General features: G+C 32.9%; 17 protein-coding genes. 2 read left to right on the forward strand and 15 right to left on the reverse strand.

Translation table 11 applies throughout. The annotated features are described in order from the left end of the window. Positions 1-54 precede the first annotated feature (54 nt). The 10 genes from OD803_RS02125 to OD803_RS02170 form a co-directional block, all read right to left on the reverse strand. A complete protein-coding gene (locus OD803_RS02125; RefSeq protein ID WP_131506071.1) occupies positions 55-924 on the reverse strand; it encodes a pseudouridine synthase in 870 nt (289 codons plus the stop codon). A 75-nt stretch (positions 925-999) separates the two neighbouring features. Continuing rightward, positions 1,000-1,914, reverse strand: coding sequence for a geranylgeranylglycerol-phosphate geranylgeranyltransferase (locus OD803_RS02130; RefSeq protein ID WP_129759361.1), 915 nt, complete (start codon positions 1,912-1,914; stop codon positions 1,000-1,002). A 59-nt stretch (positions 1,915-1,973) separates the two neighbouring features. Beyond that, the gene (locus OD803_RS02135; RefSeq protein WP_262732186.1) at positions 1,974-2,903 is read right to left on the reverse strand and encodes a mevalonate kinase family protein; all 930 of its coding nucleotides are present in this window, start codon (positions 2,901-2,903) and stop codon (positions 1,974-1,976) included. Positions 2,904-2,941: 38 nt separating this feature from the next. Next, entirely contained in the window at positions 2,942-3,292 is a 351-nt protein-coding gene (locus tag OD803_RS02140) for a four helix bundle protein (protein WP_262732187.1), read from the reverse strand. Between the two features lie 16 nt (positions 3,293-3,308). Beyond that, positions 3,309-4,394 (reverse strand): diphosphomevalonate/mevalonate 3,5-bisphosphate decarboxylase family protein, encoded by a 1,086-nt coding sequence (locus tag OD803_RS02145; RefSeq protein ID WP_262732188.1) that lies wholly within the window; start codon positions 4,392-4,394, stop codon positions 3,309-3,311. 9 nt (positions 4,395-4,403) lie between these two features. Further along, positions 4,404-4,928: a DUF1697 domain-containing protein gene (locus OD803_RS02150; RefSeq protein ID WP_262732189.1), complete on the reverse strand. Its 525-nt coding sequence runs from the start codon at positions 4,926-4,928 to the stop codon at positions 4,404-4,406. A 14-nt stretch (positions 4,929-4,942) separates the two neighbouring features. After that, on the reverse strand, positions 4,943-5,338 hold the full coding sequence (locus tag OD803_RS02155; RefSeq protein WP_129759365.1) for an endonuclease domain-containing protein: 396 nt from the start codon (positions 5,336-5,338) through the stop codon (positions 4,943-4,945). Positions 5,339-5,379: 41 nt separating this feature from the next. Beyond that, positions 5,380-6,609, reverse strand: coding sequence for an NAD(P)/FAD-dependent oxidoreductase (locus OD803_RS02160; protein ID WP_262732190.1), 1,230 nt, complete (start codon positions 6,607-6,609; stop codon positions 5,380-5,382). Then, positions 6,609-7,052 carry an acyl-CoA thioesterase gene (locus tag OD803_RS02165; protein WP_262732191.1) on the reverse strand — a complete coding sequence of 148 codons (444 nt, stop codon included), beginning with the start codon at positions 7,050-7,052 and terminating at the stop codon, positions 6,609-6,611. Before OD803_RS02165 ends, OD803_RS02160 begins: the two co-directional genes overlap by 1 nt. After that, on the reverse strand, positions 7,018-7,476 hold the full coding sequence (locus tag OD803_RS02170) for an acyl-CoA thioesterase (protein WP_262732192.1): 459 nt from the start codon (positions 7,474-7,476) through the stop codon (positions 7,018-7,020). Before OD803_RS02170 ends, OD803_RS02165 begins: the two co-directional genes overlap by 35 nt. 119 nt (positions 7,477-7,595) lie before the next feature. On the opposite strand from OD803_RS02170, the gene OD803_RS02175 reads away from it, so the two are divergent. Continuing rightward, the gene (locus tag OD803_RS02175; protein WP_262732193.1) at positions 7,596-8,414 is read left to right on the forward strand and encodes a hypothetical protein; all 819 of its coding nucleotides are present in this window, start codon (positions 7,596-7,598) and stop codon (positions 8,412-8,414) included. Here OD803_RS02175 and OD803_RS02180 read toward each other — a convergent pair. Genes OD803_RS02180 through msrB form a run of 4 tightly spaced genes read right to left on the reverse strand, consistent with a single transcriptional unit; the run spans position 8,411 to position 14,694 of the window. After that, entirely contained in the window at positions 8,411-12,118 is a 3,708-nt protein-coding gene (locus OD803_RS02180; protein ID WP_262732194.1) for a metallophosphoesterase, read from the reverse strand. The genes OD803_RS02175 and OD803_RS02180 overlap by 4 nt on opposite strands. Positions 12,119-12,146: 28 nt before the next feature. Then, complete coding sequence (locus OD803_RS02185) at positions 12,147-13,703, reverse strand: protein adenylyltransferase SelO (protein WP_262732524.1); 1,557 nt, start codon at positions 13,701-13,703, stop codon at positions 12,147-12,149. Continuing rightward, entirely contained in the window at positions 13,703-14,239 is a 537-nt protein-coding gene (msrA, locus tag OD803_RS02190; protein WP_134198577.1) for a peptide-methionine (S)-S-oxide reductase MsrA, read from the reverse strand. Before msrA ends, OD803_RS02185 begins: the two co-directional genes overlap by 1 nt. Before the next feature lie 5 nt (positions 14,240-14,244). Then, the gene (gene msrB / locus OD803_RS02195; protein WP_262732195.1) at positions 14,245-14,694 is read right to left on the reverse strand and encodes a peptide-methionine (R)-S-oxide reductase MsrB; all 450 of its coding nucleotides are present in this window, start codon (positions 14,692-14,694) and stop codon (positions 14,245-14,247) included. A 153-nt stretch (positions 14,695-14,847) separates the two neighbouring features. Between msrB and OD803_RS02200 the strand changes: the two genes are divergently transcribed. Beyond that, positions 14,848-16,131, forward strand: a complete 1,284-nt coding sequence (locus OD803_RS02200) for a Pycsar system effector family protein (protein WP_134198575.1) — start codon at positions 14,848-14,850, stop codon at positions 16,129-16,131. Here the strand turns inward: OD803_RS02200 and OD803_RS02205 are convergent. After that, a complete protein-coding gene (locus OD803_RS02205) occupies positions 16,121-18,496 on the reverse strand; it encodes a GAF domain-containing protein (protein WP_262732196.1) in 2,376 nt (791 codons plus the stop codon). The two genes, OD803_RS02200 and OD803_RS02205, sit on opposite strands and share 11 nt — an antisense overlap. Positions 18,497-18,605: the final 109 nt, after the last annotated feature.

An 18,605-nucleotide genomic window follows, 5' to 3' on the forward strand; every position in this document is an offset into this window, starting at 1 on the left:
AAATACATTTTTTTTATAAAAAAAGTTTTTTTTTATTTTTTTTAAACTTTTTAACTACAACATCTTTAAGGTGTTGATTTCCTGGATTGTAAGGTGTTTCCAGTGACCACGAGGAATGTCTTTTTTGGTAAGATGTGCAATCGCTACACAATCAATTTTAATGATATTATATTTTAAATGATCAAAGATGGTTCTTATTACTGTGTTTCCTGTATTTTTAATTTTTAACCCTATTTGATTTTTTGATTCACCTTCAATATAGCTAACTTCTTCAACATATATTTCTTTTCCGTCAACCTTCAAACCGTCTTGAATAGCTTTTAAGTCTTCAAATTTTAGGTTTTTATCTAGTTCTATTTGGAATAAGCGTGTTACACCATTTTTAGAATTGGTGAATTTTTTAACCACAGTTTCATCATTGGTAAACAACAATAATCCTGTTGAGTTTCTACCTAAACGTCCAATAGGTTTAATACGTGCGCTAGTTGCATTTGCTACCAAATCCATTACTGTACGTCCTTTGCCTTCGCTAGTGGTTGTAGCAAAACCCTTAGGTTTATTAAGTAAAACATATGTTTTTTTCTCAGGTGTAATGCGTGCTCCATCATAACGCACATCGTCATCAAGTTGCACTTTATAACCCATTTCGGTAACTACTTTTCCATTTACAGTTACCAAACCAATTGCAATATGCTCATCAGCTTCACGACGAGAACACATCCCAGAATTGGCAATGTATTTATTTAAGCGTATTTCATCTGCTGACGCCTTTGTGGTGTTTTTCTTTTTCATAGGAGCATTTCCTCTTGCATAGCTTTTTCCTCCAGAGTTGTTTCCTCCTCTTCCAGATCGAGTTCCTTGGTTGTGTCTTTGTCCTCTACCTGATGGTCTTTTGCTTCCTCCTGTACCTTGCTTTCTGCTCATATCTTTATTCCGCTAAAACGGAAATTGTATTAATTAAACTAAATTTTGCTGCAAAGATATACGATAAATTATTGCTTATCGAATAAAAGTGATTTTATTAAGCACTAAGCCAATATCAATCAAAGGAATACTTATGACTCCTAAAACTATAATAAGCTTTAAAATATTATGAAGAATTAAGTATTGTGATTTTGAATTTGATTTCCATAGCATTACAACAAACACTAAAAGCAACACAATACTTACATAAAAGTAATAACTCATTTTACCTACTTGATACTGAAAAATTAGCAGCAGCGTAGGTACTAATGTCAAAACACTTAAAACAGTGAGCATTAATTTTGAAGCTTTTTCACCATACACCACAGGAATAGTATGATAGTCTTGAGCCATATCTCCCTGAAGATTTTCTAAATCTTTTGTAAGCTCACGCATAGAAATCACTAAAAACAAAAACATAGCATGCACAAAAACTACGTGCTCAAAGTTTTTATAGTATACAAAAATGACAAAGAAAGGTGTAATGGTTAAAATAGCAGAAACCAAGTTACCAATAAACGGTAACTTTTTTAATTTATGAGAGTAAAACCAAATTGCAAAAATATACACCGAAAAGAATACTACTGCTCTAAATGACACATAACTAGCCATAATAACAGCAATGAAATTAAGCACAAAATAGAATGACAGCTTAGTGTTTTGACTCACTAATCTGTCTAACATTGTTTTTCTTGGCCTATTGATTAAATCCTTTTCAGAATCGTAGAAATTGTTAATAATATAACCTCCTGCAATAGCAGCTGCCGAAGCAAGAACTAGCATTAATAAATTAAGGTCTAGAACGACTTCCTTTACTGGTTTATCATGTGCTAAAATGTAAATGGATGCTAAATACTGCGCAATTACTACAACCAAAATATTATAGCCTCTAATCACAGAAAACATACTGAAAAACTTAAGTAGTATATGTTTTTGTTTTCTGGTTAGCATGAGAATAAAGGATTATTTTTGAAGTTACTCCAATAGATGCAAGGAGCTACAAAAAAGACCTAAAAATTATAAACTACTTCTAGTTTATAACCTTCTAACGCTTTTTTGGCTTTATTAATGTCTTCAGTGAAACCTAAAATATAGCCTCCACCACCAGAACCACAAAGCTTTAAGTAGTAATCATTGGTTTCTAAACCTTTCTTCCATAGTTCGTGAAATTGCTTTGGAATCATAGGTTTAAAATGATTTAAAACCACTTTAGACAATTGCTTCGTATTATTAAACAATGATTTAATATCACCTTTTAAGAAGTCTTCAACACAAGCATCGGTATGTTTTATAAATTGGTCTTTAAGCATATTACGGAAACCTTCTTGCTTCATGTTTTCCATAAAAATACTTACCATAGGAGCTGTTTCTCCTACAACACCACTATCTAATAAAAAGACAGCACCTTTACCGTCTACTTTTTGCGAAGGGATACCTGTTGCTTCAATATTATCTTTTGAATTGATAAGAATTGGCAAACTCAAATAACTGTTTAATGGATCTAATCCAGAAGATTTTCCATGGAAAAAGGATTCCATTTCAGAGAAAATAGCTTTAAGCTGCAATAACTTTTCACGTGTTAAATTCTCTAAAACGGTTATTTTATCATGAGCATATTTATCGTAAATCGCTGCAACAAGTGCACCACTACTTCCTACACCATAACCTTGCGGTATAGACGAGTCAAAATACATTCCGCTGGCAATATCTTGCTTTAATGCTTCAATATCAAAAGTCACTAATTCAGCATCAACTTGCTCTAAATAATCAGCAAATCGTTTTAAAGCATCATTGGATGCTTTTGCTTCATTAGTAAGCTCTGATGCTACTTTTAAAGCACCATTATAAAAATTATACGGAATAGATAATCCTTTGGAATCTTTAATGATTCCATATTCTCCAAAAAGTAGGATTTTTGAGTAAAAAAGTGGTCCTTTCATGGTTCAATTAACAATTGATAATGCAAAATTAATAATTATTATCTTTTAGCGCTTTTAATTATGCTAATTAATAATCTTAAAATCTCATTAACATCATTCTTAAGACTAAGATAATCAGAATTTTCCAAATAACCAGTAGCTTTTAACAATTCTAACCAATACGACGTCTCATTTGCCTCTTTTAAAGCTATTGAAAGTTTATGAATAAAATCTGCTTTACTTTCGGCGTGTTCAGACTCTCTTACATTAGCACCTATTGATGTGCCTGATTTTAGAAGTTGTTTAGACATAACAAACTCTTTTTCAGAGCTTGATAAAAACTTATAAAGCTCAACAATTTTAATTGCAAACTGAAAACTTTTGTGCTTGATAACATTGTCTTTTTTCATTATCAATTATCCATTTTCAATTATTAATTTCTTGAGCTCCAAAACCAATTTGGTCGCAAATATATTCGCCATTTTTACAATATGCAACTAATTCGTTTTCAATAAAGTTAAGAATTTCTACTTTTTCAGATTCTGGATATAATATATGAACATTAGCACCTGCATCTAACGTAAAACCAATATGTAAACCTGTATCTTCTCTAAATTTCCAAATACGATTAATTACTTCCAAAGTGTTTGGTTTCATTAAAATGTAATACGGATTGCTAGTCATCATCATCGCGTGCAATGTTAACGCTTCGCTTTCCATTAGGTTGATAAATCCTTTTATATCTCCAGCCTCTAGAATTGGTTTTAGGTTTTCAAGATTATCGTGAGCTTGCTGAAAACGACTTGCTGCATACGGATGATTATGCATTAAATTATGACCAACGGTACTACTTACCTGTTTTTCACCTTTATCAATCAACAAGATGGTATCTTGATAGTTTTTAAAATGGTCGTGAACCGCATAAGGATATTTCACTCCAAATAAATCACTGCTTTCAGGTACGTGTTTTGTGTGTCCCCAAACAATTAAATCACCTTCCACACTTCTGCATGCCGAACCAGAACCTAAACGCGCCAAAAACGATGCTTTTTGATTAAAAAACGTATTAGACATTTCTGTATTAAACAGTTTTTCAACACTCATTAAACACAATGCCAAAGCACTCATTCCTGAAGCAGATGATGCAATTCCTGAACTATGCGGAAACGTGTTTTTTGTTTCAATAGTAAAATGAAAACCCTTTAAAAACGGCACATATTGCTCAACACGCTTAAAGAATGTTTCAATTTTTGGTTTAAAAGCATCTTTTTTTTCACCATCTAAAAACACATCAAACGAAAAATCGCTAGCTGCCTCCTTTTGCTTGTATGATAGTGTTGTTATGGTTTTGCATTGACTTAACGTAAAACTTATAGATGGATTCTCCGGAATTTGCGGATCGCGTTTTCCCCAATATTTCACCAAGGCAATGTTACTAGGCGATTCCCAAGTGACTTTTCCTTGTTTTAAAGTGTTTGTATATGGCTTTGGAATAAAATCTTGTTCGGTCATTATCTCTAATTATTCCGACAAAGATAACAACTTTAGCATTGTTTTATAGTTTCTAGCCGTTGCTGTGACATTTAATTTCTTTTCGAAGAAATTATTGTTGTATTTGGTTTTTCCATAACCTGTGGAACAGTAAAAATAAATGCAGTTTTTGGTTATTGAAACTTCTTCGTTAGGGTATTTTATTTCTACGACAGAATCAATCAATTCTTGCTTTGGTGCATCATACAATAATGAGAAATAGCTGCTTTGCTTTTTTTCTTCAGAAAAAGGACAATCATTAAAAATTTGTCGCAGTACTTTAGGTGTTATTACTAAAACAGGCACATCAAAGCCAAAATGATTTTTTACAGCAACTTCTATTTGATTTTTAAGTATTTCAGCAGATGCAGCCGCATCAAAAATGACGTTACCTGTCTGAATATAAGTTTGCACATTTTCTAAACCAAAATCTGTTAATAGTGCGCTTAATTCTGCCATCGGGATTTTCTTGTGTCCCGATACATTAATCCCACGAAGTAGTGCTATATATTTCATAATTTATTTCCCTCCTAGAAAGGAGGGATTAAGGGAGGTGTATTATTTTCTTCAAATTTAAGAATATAATCTTCAATTGCTCTAATAACATTATCAATATCATTCATGATTTGAAAATCAGAAAAACGCAAAACATAAACCCCTAAATCATTCAATCGTTTTGTCTTTTTCACATCCTTTTCATAAACCTCTAATATTTCGTGGGAATATCCATCACACTCAATAGCTAATTGTAATTTATTACAAAAGAAATCAACAATATACTCATCAATAGGCTTTTGTCTGTGAAAATCATATCCATACATCTGACTTCTGCGTAAATAAGTCCAAAGTTTAATTTCTGACTTTGTTGCGTTATTTCGAAGTTGCCTTGCTAATTCTTTAAGTTTTGGATTGTAATAAATTTTCATTCGAAACTAATTTATATGAACACACCCCTAATCCCCTCTTTTTAGAGGGGACTTTTTTTGGCTATCGTGTTTGCGGCAATAAAAGCTCCTGTCCACGCATTTTGGAAGTTAAAGCCACCTGTAATAGCATCTATATTGAGTACTTCGCCAGCAAAATACAAATTAGGAACACGCTTACTTTCAAACGTTTTAAAATTGACTTCTTTTAAATCGATACCACCTGCAGTAACAAATTCGTCTTTAAACGTACTTTTTCCATTGACATCAAAAACAGCTTGTGTTAACTGTTCTGTAAGACTGTCTAATTCTTGCTTGTTTACATCTGCCCAACGTGTATTTTGAGTCATACCTGACGCTAAAACCAATTGCTGCCATAAGCGTTTAGGCAATTCAAACTGTGGTAATTTATAAACTAGTTTTTTACCAAAATCGTGTTTGATAGCTTTGAGATGATCTAAACAACTCTCAAAATCTTGCTTTATAAAATTAATTTCAATTTGAAATTTGTAATCCATTTTTGCTAATTCCACAGCACCAAAAGCCGATAATTTTAAAATCGCAGGCGCACTCATTCCCCAATGTGTAATAAGCAAAGGACCTTGCGATGACAAATCGGTTTTTAATATGTTAACTTCTACATCTTGAGCAACAACTCCTGGAATGTTCTTAATACGTTTGTCATTAATATTAAACGTAAATAACGACGGAACAGGTTGCACAATCGTATGACCTAATTGTGATATTAATTTCCAAAATTTCACGCTACTTCCTGTGGCTACTAGTAGCTTTTCGCATTTAAAATTGGTGTCTTTTGTTTTAATTTGAAATACCTCTTGCGCTTCTAAAATTTCAATATCCTGAACATTTTGGCTGTACAAAACGTCTATTTGAAGTTTTTGGGCTTCGTTTAAAAAACAGTCTATAATAGTTTGCGACGAATCGGTTACTGGAAACATACGACCATCTTCTTCTATCTTTAATGCCACACCTCGCTTATCAAACCACTCAATGGTATCACCTGTCATAAACTGATGAAAAGGTCCTAACAACTCCTTTTCGCCTCTTGGATAATTATGCACCAATTCCTGCGGAATGAACTCTGCATGCGTTACATTACAGCGACCACCTCCAGAAATTTTCACCTTTTGTAAGCCTTCTTTATTTTTTTCTAGAATGCAGATATTGAGCTTTGGGTTTTGCTCCGCACAATTAATAGCCGCAAAAAAACCTGCTGCACCACCTCCAATTATTATAACGTCGTAATGTTTCATTAGCTATTTAATGGACGCATTAATCCTTCTTGAGCCACTGAGGCTACAAGTTTTCCGTCGCGCGTAAAAATGTTTCCTTTGGCAAATCCGCGAGCATTTGAGGTATTAGGCGATTCAATAGAATACAGCAACCAATCGTCAAAATCAAAATCTCTAAAATACCACATAGAGTGATCTAAACTAGCAGTTTGCGTATTTCCCCAATGTGCTTTACTAGCATGACGATTCATTGCAGCAGCCAGAATATTATAGTCTGAAACGTACGTTAGAATTTGCTGCTTTGATGCTAAATTCAAATTACTTGTATCGCCTTTTAATTTAAACCACACGTTTGTAAAAGGAGGCAAATCTTCTTTATTAAACGGATTTACAACCTCAACAGGTTTAAACTCAATTGGGCGTTCAATTTCAATAAATCCTTTTGTTTTTTTTAGGAATCGCATCGCCAAATTGCTCTAGCATATCAGTCCAACTCATTAGTTCTTCTGGTTGCTTTACCTTGGTATTTATATCAATTTGATGATTATAGCCATCTTCTTTTTTATGAAACGATGCCGAAAGAATAAAAATGGTTTTTCCGTTTTGATCTGCAGTGACACGACGTACTGAAAAACTTCCGCCATCTCTCACCAAAGCCACATTATAGATTATAGGAAGTTCTAAATTTCCTGCTTCTAAAAAATACGCATGCATAGAGTGCAAAACTCTGCTGTTAGTTATGGTTTGCGAAGCCGCATTAATGGCCTGCGCCAAAACCTGACCACCAAACACATTTGGGCTTCCTACGGTTTTATTATACCCTTGAAACACATTAACATCAACGGATTTTAAATTGAGAAGTTCGAGTAAATCTTCAACTTTTGTCATAATCATAAAGGCTTTTCAGTTTCAAAATTATTAAAAATGAACAAGCAATAGCTCATATTTTATAAATACTTTAAGGTTAATAATTTTAGTTTGGTTAACAATCTCAATATCTTGTCAGCATGAAGATTTTTATAATGATTAAAGCCCAAATTTTATTTTTCGCCTTTATTTTAACCGCTTGTCAAACAGGAAAACTAGACGTAGTTTGCAATATACCTGAACATCTCACTGAGGTTTCAGCTATTGAAACTATTGACAATAATGACTTGTTTTGGGTTATTGAAGATAAAGGAAATGCTAACAACCTTTACGCAATTGATGTTAATGGAACTTTAAGTAGAGATATAGACATTGATAATGCAGATAATATTGATTGGGAAGAATTGACTTCGGACACTGAAGGCAATATTTATATTGGAGATTTTGGGAACAATTCAGGTAAACGCGATGATTTTTTTATTTATAAAGTAGCGCATTCAAATTTGAATAATGAAGACGTTAATGCTGAAAAAATTGAGTTTTCGTTACCAAAAGGTATTAAAAAGAAGGATTTTGAAGCTTTTTTCCTGTTTAATGACCATTTTTACCTTTTTAGTAAAGAGACCAAAAAATGTGTATTGCTTAAGGTGAAAAATGAAATAGGAAAGCAAACCGCAAAACTTGTTACTGAATTTAATCTTGACGGAAAAGACAATAAAATCACCTCTGCTGATATTAGTAACGATGGTAAAACTGTAGTGCTTTTAAACCATGACAAGCTATGGAAAATCACAGGCTTTAGTTCAGATAACTTTTTTAAAGGCAATGTAGAAGCTCAATATTTTGACCATAATTCTCAAAAAGAAGGCATTTGCTTTAAAGACCAAAACACAGTTTACATTTCTGAAGAGCGCAATGGCGATTTAGGCAGTAACATTTACAGCTTTAAGCTTCATTAAAAGTTTAAACCAAAGCCAAACGAGAATCGCCAACCTTCGACACTATTAAAAAAGTTGAAAGTTCCTGAAAGACTTTCGGCAGCAGTTATCCAAGTACCAAAACCGTAGTCGTTGTGCCACTTTTCGGAATCTTCATATTTTGCCCAAACTCGACCTACATCAAAACCTCCAAAAACACCTATTTGAAATGGTAATGTTTTTGTTTTAAAAGATGGAAAACTGTATCGTAAATCGGCACTTGTAACCAAGGAACTTTTTCCTGTAAATCGGTCTGTTCTAAAACCTCTTAGTCCATTATGTCCACCAATAATTGCGCCTTGGTAAAACAAGAAGTCATCACCAAATCTTAACTGAGTTCTGATATCTGTTTTAAGCACAAGCTCTCGCATACCAAGAGCATTGTAAAACCCTAGATTTGAGTTTACAAAAGCAAATATGTTTTTAAACTTTTCTAATTCGGTTTTTGCTCCTGCATTAAACATAAACGTCATTCCTTTGCTTGGGTTGATTTTATTATCAAAACTTTCATATTCATAAGTTGCATCAACTGATGAAAAATAACGTCTTTCATAAAACGCTTCATCTGAACCAACTGGAACCAAATCGGTAATTATTCTATTTGGTGAGTCTTGTAATTCAACACCTTCAAAAGCAAGTTTAAACCCATAATCACTACCAAATCCAGATTTTTTCACAATTCCAATAGATGCTCCATAAACACTGGTTTTTACCCTATTGTAATCTAAACCTAAATCATCATCATTATTTACGGTTTCATTACCATATCCAAAGTAATTATTTGCAAAATTCTCACTAGTAAGTACACCGCTTAAATGCAAGTTCCATTCACCAAAAATATTTGCAAATTCACCTTCGTACCTTAAATCAAAACCGCTTGTTGCAAAATAATATCCTGTTTTAAACCTATGTTCTTGCGAAAACGGATTACGTTGAAATCCTTTTACTGAGTAATGAATTGAACCACCAATTAAGAATCCATCATCTGGGTTGAATCCCAAATTTGGTGTAATTACAGTATTTCTAGTAATATTTTTCTTGAAATCAAAAAGGTTTAGGTTGTAAACATCTGTCAATTTTATCTGCGCGCCTTTATTTTCTTGAATTGTGTTCTTTTTACTTTTATGGTCGTAGATTTTAACGCGTCGTCCCTTTTTTATAATGTATGTGTCATTTTCTTGACCTCCAATTAATCTTGTAAAAATTAAGTTGTTAGCTTTTCCTGTGACTTCAAAAACATCTTTATCATCTAAACCATAAATCCATAGCTCCTTTGTGATGTCTTTATCAAAAACTCTATCAACCAACACATCGGCTTTTTCTCCATCTTTAATTCTTGAGATTGTAACCTGAGTTTTGTTGTCTCCAATACGCTTTACTTCAATATAATCGTCTTTATCAGTTGCTGAAAGAATTACTAATTCGTTTAAATAATTGTAATACCTTTTGGCAATGTCTTGTAGATTATCTCTACGTCCTTTTAGCTTTTGTTTGATTTCTTCAAAAGTTTCGTCTTGAACTTCTTTAGGTGTTTTTGAAAAAGCATGCTCAATAACATCATCTGTAACGTTTTCTTGTAAAAACTGTGCTTGTGCTAACCATACATCAAGTTCTGATTGCTGAATTAAAACTCGGTCTAGTTTAACTCCAGCACTATTCATCCATTTGACGTCTTTCAGTTCTTCATCATATACTTGTAATTGATTTGTAGACCCTGAAATTACTCGCATAACATCTAACAACGCACCATCAAAATTTGAAAACACTTGATCCCTATCTCTTGGTATTGGTTTGTAGAGTTTATCTCCATTTTCTTGGTCAAATTGTGCCCAACGCCATTGATCTTGATGTCTGTCCCAATCTCCAATTAGCATATCGAACAAACGCGCACGAATGTATGCTTCTTCGTCTATTTTATATTCTTCGTCTTTACGTACTTTTTCAATGATATCGTGTGTGCTTTCAATATCATCAGCATAACCAAAAGTTCTTTCATCAGTATAATTGTCTTCTGGTCGCTCTTCAATCATATATAACTCATCACCATATTCAGTATTAAAATCACCTAAGTGTTTATGTTTTGGAATATAGTACAGCTTTGGGTTGGTATGATACACATCTGCAGCATCAGACAAATCAGGAACCACCATAAACGCATAAGGATGTGCTGCTGTATAAAAATCGAGAATTAAACTTTCAACTTCAGTTTGTTCAAACTGATCTTCAATATAATTTTCTTTAAACAAAACCGCTTGTAAGTACTGCGTTGCACTTTTTCGTAATGCTCTCATGTTGAGTTCACGACCATCTTTTGTCTTTAATCTTAGAGATCTTGTTTGGTGTCCTCCACCTTTTCTAACTACTTCTAAACCTCCATAAAGGGTATCTAACGTAGCTACTTTAGCTTTAATTTTTGTACTATAAACTTTTCGGTAGTGATCTCCCCAAACCGATTTAAAAAACATAGATTTATCTGTTTCTTCTTCATCGTAAACAGAAACTTCAACTTCATTAGGAAACGTATCAGGAAGCGATGATGTATCAAAATGCTTGTTTGGTTTATAAACCTCTTTTTGAAACAGAACTTTAGGTGTATTACCTTCGGCATCATAATATCTCACCCAAGAACTTCCATCTTTAAAAACGGTAAGTTCAGCAAACCCTTGTTTTCCATAGGAAAACAATCCGTCATGTGATAATGCTGCATAAGACTCTTTAGCTCCTGATCCTGAAACTATTTGTTTTATACCTTCGTGCTCAATGTACTGCAAGGTATGTTCATGACCTGAAACAAAAACGATGTTTCCACTTTCCTTCGCTAAAGTTTCTATTCTGTTAACGAGTTTATGGTATCTTTCGTTGTATCTATCTTGTATTGAGATTCCTCCTTGAGTTCTAATTTGTGTAATTACCGAACCTAAAATTGGCATTGGAATTTTTTGCTGCAATGGAAATAGATGTTTTATTGCTGCATATTGTCCTCCATGTGTACCATTAGTGTACATAGGATGATGCATCGCTAAAACAATGGTCTTGTTTTGCGCTTTTTTAATTTCTCCTTCGAGCTCTAGAATAAATCTATCTCTTGTTTTTATTTCGCACTCATCATTTATGGTTGGGTTATGATTCCAGTTTTCGAGATACCACTGACTATCTATAATGATTAATTGAACTGTTTCATTTACATCTATACTCTCTAAAGGACAACCGTTTTCAGGCAAAAAAGTGTTTTTCCCTAAAGCATCCTCCACGTATTTCTCTTGCGCTTTAACACCTTTTACACCATTGGCATACCACTCATGATTGCCAGGAATAAAAATGATTTCACCTTTAAAATCTTTAACCGATTTAAATTGAGCATCAAGATTGTTTTCATCACTTGCTCTCAATTTATGGTTTTTACCATGAAGTCCTGAAGGATATACATTATCTCCTAAAAAAAGGACATAATCGTCTTTTGTTTTCTTTCCTTGCAAATGTTGATTTAAAGCCGTTAAACCTTTTGACATTCCATTTTCTGGTGATAAACCTGCGTCTCCAATAAGATAAAATGTTTTATCAATTTCTTTATCAGGAAATGAAGGTTGCGACCACTCTTCACTACTATATTGAGGCTTGTAAGTAGCGCAACCAATGGTTAAAAAAGTAATGACGCTTAAAAACAAAAGCTTTTTTGCGGATATCATATGTAAAATTTTATTATAAAAATACTAATTAAGAACTGCATGACAGCATTGAACACCCTATTTTATGTCTTGCCCATTCTGGTCGTTTTGCAAACCACTTTTCATTTTCTAGTTGTTCGTCGTAGGGTTTTTTTAACAATTCAAACAACTCTTCAACCAAGCTATAATCTCCTTCTTCGGCTTTATCTATTGCTAATTGTGCCATGTAATTTCGCAATACATATTTTGGGTTTACAGCATTCATTTTTTTAGAACGTTCAGTGCTACTCAACGTTTCCTTTTTTAATCTTAACGCATACTTATCAAACCAAAGCAGCCACTTTTCTTTTATTTCATTAGATATTTCAGAATAAAAAGCAGGTTTTATGAGTTCAAAACCTCTTTTTGGATTATCTAATGAAAACTTAGAAAGCAACCTAAAAAACAGTGTCATATCTGTTTCAGATAACAATAACGTTTCTTCTAACTCATTAATAAGTTGTAAATCTGAAGCCTCTTTAAATTGCAAACCAAGTTTTGAACGCATCATTTCTAATGATTGTTTATCAAAATTGTCCTTGTAGGTTTCTAATGCTGTTTCAAAAGGCGTGGCATCTTCAACCAGAGCATACAATGCGTTTGCTAGTTGGTATAAATTCCAAAGTCCAATATTGGGTTGATTTCCAAATCTGTATCGCTTATGTTGAGCGTCTGTTGTGTTTGGTGTCCAACCATAATCAAAACCTTCTAGCCAACCATAAGGTCCATAGTCTATGGTTAAACCAAGAATTGACATATTATCAGTATTCATTACACCATGCACAAAACCTACTCGTTGCCAATGGATAATCATCTCTACTGTGCGTTGACAAACTTCATCAAAAAACTTAATATAAGTCTCTTTTGATGGCTTTCCTAGATGAGGAAAAAACTGATTAATTGTATAATCGGTTAATTGAGTAAGTGTTTTTAAATCTTGTCGTGCTGCGAAAATTTCAAAATTCCCAAAACGAATAAAAGTTGGTGACACTCTACAAACTATTGCTCCTTTTTCATAAGCTGAGTTACCATCATACATCACATCTCTAAGTACTTTTTCTCCTGTTGACAACAGTGCCAAAGCTCTAGTAGTTGGCACTCCTAAATGATGCATTGCTTCGCTACATAAATACTCTCTAATTGATGAGCGCAATACTGCCAAACCATCACCTTGTCTTGAGTATGGAGTTTCTCCTGCTCCTTTAAGCTGTAAAGCCCATTGCTTATTGTTTTGCTGAATTTCAAAAAGGTTTATAGCACGACCATCACCTAATTGTCCAGCCCAATTACCAAATTGATGTCCACCATAGTTCATGGCATAGGGTTTTGTGTTTGGATACACACTGTTACCAGACATTATTTGCAAAAAATCATTTGATTTAAGGTCTTGCGCTGTTAAACCTAAGTTTTTAGCTAAGTCCACTGAACTATGAATCAACTCAGGGTTTTGAGCCAACTTAGGATTAACATAAGAAAAACACGCCTGCTCAACTTGTCTTCTGGTGTTTTCTAAAACTACATCAGAAGGCAAGTTCTCAGAAAATGTGTTATTGATATTGAATGTTATCATATTAATTTATCGGCATGCAGTTGACGTAGTTTAGCTAATTTTGGAGTAATTACAAAATTACAATAGCCATAATCAGGATTATTCTTATAAAAATCTTGATGTTCAACTTCGGCATCATAAAATACATCTAGTTCACTAAGCTCTGTAACTATAGGGCTTTCAAAATATACATTAAGCTCATTTAAAACCTGTTCAGCTACTTTTTTCTGATTGTCATTATGATAAAAAATAACTGAACGATACTGTGTACCAACATCAGCACCTTGCCTATTTAAAGTTGTTGGATCATGCGTAGTCATAAAAATTGTGATAATATCTTTATATGAAATTATATTAGGATTAAACTCTATTTGAACTACTTCGGCATGACCTGTGAGCCCTGAACAAATTTCTCGATAGGTTGGTTTACCAGGAACTGTTCCTCCAGAATATCCCGAGGTTACCTTAACAACGCCTTTAACTTGTTGAAAAACGGCTTCGGTACACCAAAAGCATCCACCACCTACTGTTGCTAATTCATGTGTTGCATTCATACTACTTAATCTTCCTTTTGTAACGTTAATGACTCCGAATTTACACAATACCTTAATCCACTTGGTTCTGGTCCATCGGGAAAAACATGACCTAAATGCGCATCACAAACGTTGCACATAATTTCTACGCGAATCATACCAAAGGAAGAGTCCTTTTCATATTTAATAGCGTTATCCTTTATAGGCTGTGTAAAACTAGGCCAACCAGTGCCTGAGTTAAACTTTATGGTAGAATCAAACATTGGTGTATTACAGCAAACACAATTGTATTTACCTGCTTCGTGTGTTGAACAAAAGGCTCCTGTTCCTGCCATTTCAGTACCTTTTTTTCTTGTAATTCGGTATTGATCGGTAGTGAGTAGCGCTTTCCATTCTTCTTCTGTTTTTTCAACTCTTTTATCTGGTGTTGGATTACCATTAACTGAAAAATCGATAATATTTTTCCAAGTAAGCATATGTTGTCCTTTCTTTTATTAATTAAAACTGAAAAAAATGTGTTCAAAATTAGTCGACATGCTTCTATTTTACTTACAATCAAAGCGTAAAAGCAGTCTGCTGTTTTTCGATTTTTTTTAGTACTTTGTATTCTATAAATTTAAACAAGATTTATGTCTAAACTAGTTGAAAATGCTGAAAAGTTTGTTTTTGATCTTTTTAAAAATGACCTTGACCAAACATTTCTTTACCATAATTATACACATACCGAACGTGTACTAAGAAGCTTAAGAGAAATTCTTGAAAACTCTGAAGTTAACAAAGAAGATTCTGAAATTTTAGAACTTGCTGTTTTATTTCACGATACAGGTTACACCAAGCTTAGAGAGGGTCATGAAGAAGAAAGTGTAAAAATAGCTTCAAAATTTCTAAAAGATAATGATGCAAGTGATGACTTGATAGCTTCGGTTAGTGAGTGCATTATGGCTACAAAGTTTAAAGACACTCCTAAAACTAAACTAGGCAAAATTATAAGAGATGCTGATGCTTCGCATTTTGGTAAAAAATATTTTAATGAAGCCAGTGAGTTTTTAAGAAAGGAAATGGAAATACAAGGTGTTTGCAAGTTTTCACCTAGCGAATGGCTTGAAGAAAACATAAAAGTACTTACCGAAAAGCATGAGTTTTATACTGATTATGCTTTAAAAAATTGGCAAAGACAAAAAGAAGAAAACCTTGCTAAACTGATAAAAAAGAAAAAGAAGAATAAAGAAAAAGCCAATAAAGAAAAAATAAAGGCAAAGTATAAAGCACAGTATAAAAACGAAAGTCCTGAACGTGGTATTCAAACTTTTTATAGAGTTGCATTAAGAAACCACATAAAACTTAGTGACATTGCGGATACTAAAGCCAACATATTACTTTCGGTTAATGCTATTATTATTTCTTTGGTACTTTCTAACCTAATGTCAAAGCTTGATTCTCCTTCAAACAGCTATTTAATAGTACCTACATTAATATTTACTGTTTCTAGTGTGGTTTCAATGATTTTATCAATAATTGCTACAAGACCAAATATTACTAGTGGTGAGTTTACCAAAGAAGATGTTAAGAATAAAAAAGTGAATTTAACCTTTTTTGGAAACTTTCATAAAATGGAGTTAAGTGAGTACCAATGGGCAATTAGTGAGCTTTTAAAAGACAAAGATTACGTGTACAGTTCTTTAACTAAAGACTTGTACTTTCTTGGTAAAGTTTTAGACCGAAAATACAGGATTTTACGTTTAACCTATACTATTTTTATGGCAGGAATGGTAATATCTGTGATTGCTTTTGCGGTATCTTTTAAAGCTCAACACCCAAAGAAAGACATTAAAGATGTGATTACTAAAAACGAGTATAAACTAAACCCAAAAACTTCAACAAAAAGCAGTGATTCCTTTTATATTACTGCTTAAGTGTTGCCATTAAATCGTCATAGGTGTAGAATTTTTGGTCCTCTTTATCAGTGTATAAAATACTGGCTCTTATAGCTCTTAAACCAGTAACACTTTGTAGGTCTTCTAGCTCTAAAATTTCAACCTCATCTCCAAGTACGTGTTTAGATTGTAAGAACTTTACATAACGCATGTATTCTTGCTCATCTTCTTTTTGAGAATATACTATAGTAATTTTTCCTTTGTGTGTAATTCTATCAGTAGTTCCTTTAACAAAAGCTTTGTCCACACGTTTTTTTACAACTTCATATCTTGCATTGTAAGTACCATCTACATCAAAACGTTTTTCATCCATTCTAAATCTTATAGACAATGGTTGATTAAACACTAAAATCATTGAAGTAACGTCTAAAGACATTGGATACTCGTGCTGATTGTTGTAAAATTCATTTTCCATTTCGCACATTACCTGAAGCTGCCATAACCTTAGGTTGTACAAGTATATATTATCAAAGCTATCTTCTTTTGTAATAGCCTCTCCTATATACATGTTATGCTCAACTCCATCGGTTTTATAACGCTCAAAAAAGTGTGGGTACATTTGTTGCGCATCAACTTGTTTTTCGTCTAGCATGCTAGACATTTTTTTATTGATAAGCGCAATGGTATCATCATAGTTTTTTCTGTAGTAATAAATCATTCCTAAGTTGGAATCAATTTTACTAAAGTAGTCTTCTATACTCTCTTTTAATTCAGAATGTTTAGCTAGTAAAAACTTAAATAAAGCATCTAATTCTTTATGGAAAAACGCAGCTATTTGTTGCTCACTATCTACTTTAAAATCAGTCTCAATTTCTTTAATGTAAGAATCAATTTGAAATCTTACTTGGTCATAGATAGGCATATTTAAATGCTCAGGAATATCTTCAAGAATTTTATTAGCAAAAGACAGTTGAAGCAATAAATCTTTTTGAGTAGTTAAATTTCTGGCTTCTGATGATCCTTTTACATCAATTTGTCCAAAAAGTGGATATACTTTTTCAAAAGAAATTTTTTGAAACATTGCATTTCCATCATTATTGTGCTGATCAATTAAAAATTGCTTTGCAGCTTTTTTAAATTTCCACGACACACTAGGATGTATAGATGTGCATTCTTGTTGTATAACTGCTTCTATTAAGTTTTCTTCTTCGCGCTTAGATCGTTTAACCGAAGACACTATAAATGGCATTACATCGATTAACTTATTAGCTACAATGCTATTAAGTACATGTGGTTTTTCTGAAGCTATTTCAAGAACACCTAACACTTCATCTTTATCAGCAATTGGAGCTAAAATAGCACTTTTAATACCTTGTTTGTTTAAAATAGAAACATGAGGCATTTCTTCTTTATCTACACAAGATTTCTCGACATTAGATACCGAAAAAAATTGCTTTTGGTTTATGATTAAATCATAAGACCAATCACAAAGTGCATTTTTACAACTTAAATGATCTTGATCACATAAAAGAAAACTCTCAATACCTTCTCCATAAACTCGTTCAAAACTATCATCTTCTTTATTATAAATAGAAAAACCAACTTTTAAATCTTTAATTCCTAAGAAAGAACTAAAGATATTCTGGAAATCGCCCATAAAGCTTTTATCCTTACGTTTGGCTTCTCCTATAAGTGTAGATTTTATATTGGAGATAGATTGGTCATCAGTAACATCAAACATGTTAGAAATAACAAATCCTTTAAACTCATAACTATTAGGCGGAAACTTTTCTTTCCACAAATCGAGATTATCAAAATTGTCTAGTAATTCTTCGTAATCGTCTTGAGTTACTTTAGGAGCATTCTTTTTTGGTACAACTTCAGTAAAATCGGCATTATACAAAATCTTATAATACCTCATTACTCCTTTTTCATCAGGTATTTCGTATAAAAAGGGACGTTTAAAGCTTAAATCGTAACCATAATGAAAATTCAAAATAATAGTACACGCAATAATGTACAAATCGCTTTCAGGAAGGTTTTTGATTTTAAGTTCAAAACCATCTCCTGCTGCTTTTACTATTTTCTTGAAACGCTCAGAGGAGTTAAAAATAATATTCTGAAATGGTAATGAAACTGCTTTAATTTCGTTATTAGTTAAAGCGTCACTAAAAGTATCTTGTAAAATTGTAGTGATCAGTTCTTGATGCTCTTTCAAGGTTGATTCATCATCAAAGCCATCTCTCAATATACTATGAGGTTCTTGTAACCTAAGTATTCTTTCTGCTTTGGCTTTTTCAAAATCATCTCCTGTTTGCTTCAAATCCTCGTAATATTTGAGCAACTTATCAAAGCTTATCTTAAGCTCAAAAGGCAATTGTGTATTAGGGTCAAAATGCTTCATAGTGTGCTGCAAATTTACGAATAAAATAGATTGGTCGTAATTTTATTGATTAAATAACAACTTAAGTTAGTAGATAAGCTTATTGAAAACAACGATTATTTTTGTTTAT

Origin of the sequence: Gaetbulibacter sp. NE, from assembly GCF_025548475.1 — a bacterium.
Lineage (GTDB): Bacteria > Bacteroidota > Bacteroidia > Flavobacteriales > Flavobacteriaceae > Gaetbulibacter_B > Gaetbulibacter_B jejuensis.

Coding starts and splice junctions, on each gene's coding strand:
- OD803_RS02125 (WP_131506071.1), bottom strand. CDS start 924: ATGAGCAGAAAGCAAGGTACAGGAGGAAGCAAAAGACCATCAGGTAGA.
- OD803_RS02130 (WP_129759361.1), bottom strand. CDS start 1,914: ATGCTAACCAGAAAACAAAAACATATACTACTTAAGTTTTTCAGTATG.
- OD803_RS02135 (WP_262732186.1), bottom strand. CDS start 2,903: ATGAAAGGACCACTTTTTTACTCAAAAATCCTACTTTTTGGAGAATAT.
- OD803_RS02140 (WP_262732187.1), bottom strand. CDS start 3,292: ATGAAAAAAGACAATGTTATCAAGCACAAAAGTTTTCAGTTTGCAATT.
- OD803_RS02145 (WP_262732188.1), bottom strand. CDS start 4,394: ATGACCGAACAAGATTTTATTCCAAAGCCATATACAAACACTTTAAAA.
- OD803_RS02150 (WP_262732189.1), bottom strand. CDS start 4,928: ATGAAATATATAGCACTACTTCGTGGGATTAATGTATCGGGACACAAG.
- OD803_RS02155 (WP_129759365.1), bottom strand. CDS start 5,338: ATGAAAATTTATTACAATCCAAAACTTAAAGAATTAGCAAGGCAACTT.
- OD803_RS02160 (WP_262732190.1), bottom strand. CDS start 6,609: ATGAAACATTACGACGTTATAATAATTGGAGGTGGTGCAGCAGGTTTT.
- OD803_RS02165 (WP_262732191.1), bottom strand. CDS start 7,052: ATGCGATTCCTAAAAAAAACAAAAGGATTTATTGAAATTGAACGCCCA.
- OD803_RS02170 (WP_262732192.1), bottom strand. CDS start 7,476: ATGACAAAAGTTGAAGATTTACTCGAACTTCTCAATTTAAAATCCGTT.
- OD803_RS02175 (WP_262732193.1), top strand. CDS start 7,596: ATGAAGATTTTTATAATGATTAAAGCCCAAATTTTATTTTTCGCCTTT.
- OD803_RS02180 (WP_262732194.1), bottom strand. CDS start 12,118: ATGATATCCGCAAAAAAGCTTTTGTTTTTAAGCGTCATTACTTTTTTA.
- msrA (WP_134198577.1), bottom strand. CDS start 14,239: ATGAATGCAACACATGAATTAGCAACAGTAGGTGGTGGATGCTTTTGG.
- msrB (WP_262732195.1), bottom strand. CDS start 14,694: ATGCTTACTTGGAAAAATATTATCGATTTTTCAGTTAATGGTAATCCA.
- OD803_RS02200 (WP_134198575.1), top strand. CDS start 14,848: ATGTCTAAACTAGTTGAAAATGCTGAAAAGTTTGTTTTTGATCTTTTT.
- OD803_RS02205 (WP_262732196.1), bottom strand. CDS start 18,496: ATGAAGCATTTTGACCCTAATACACAATTGCCTTTTGAGCTTAAGATA.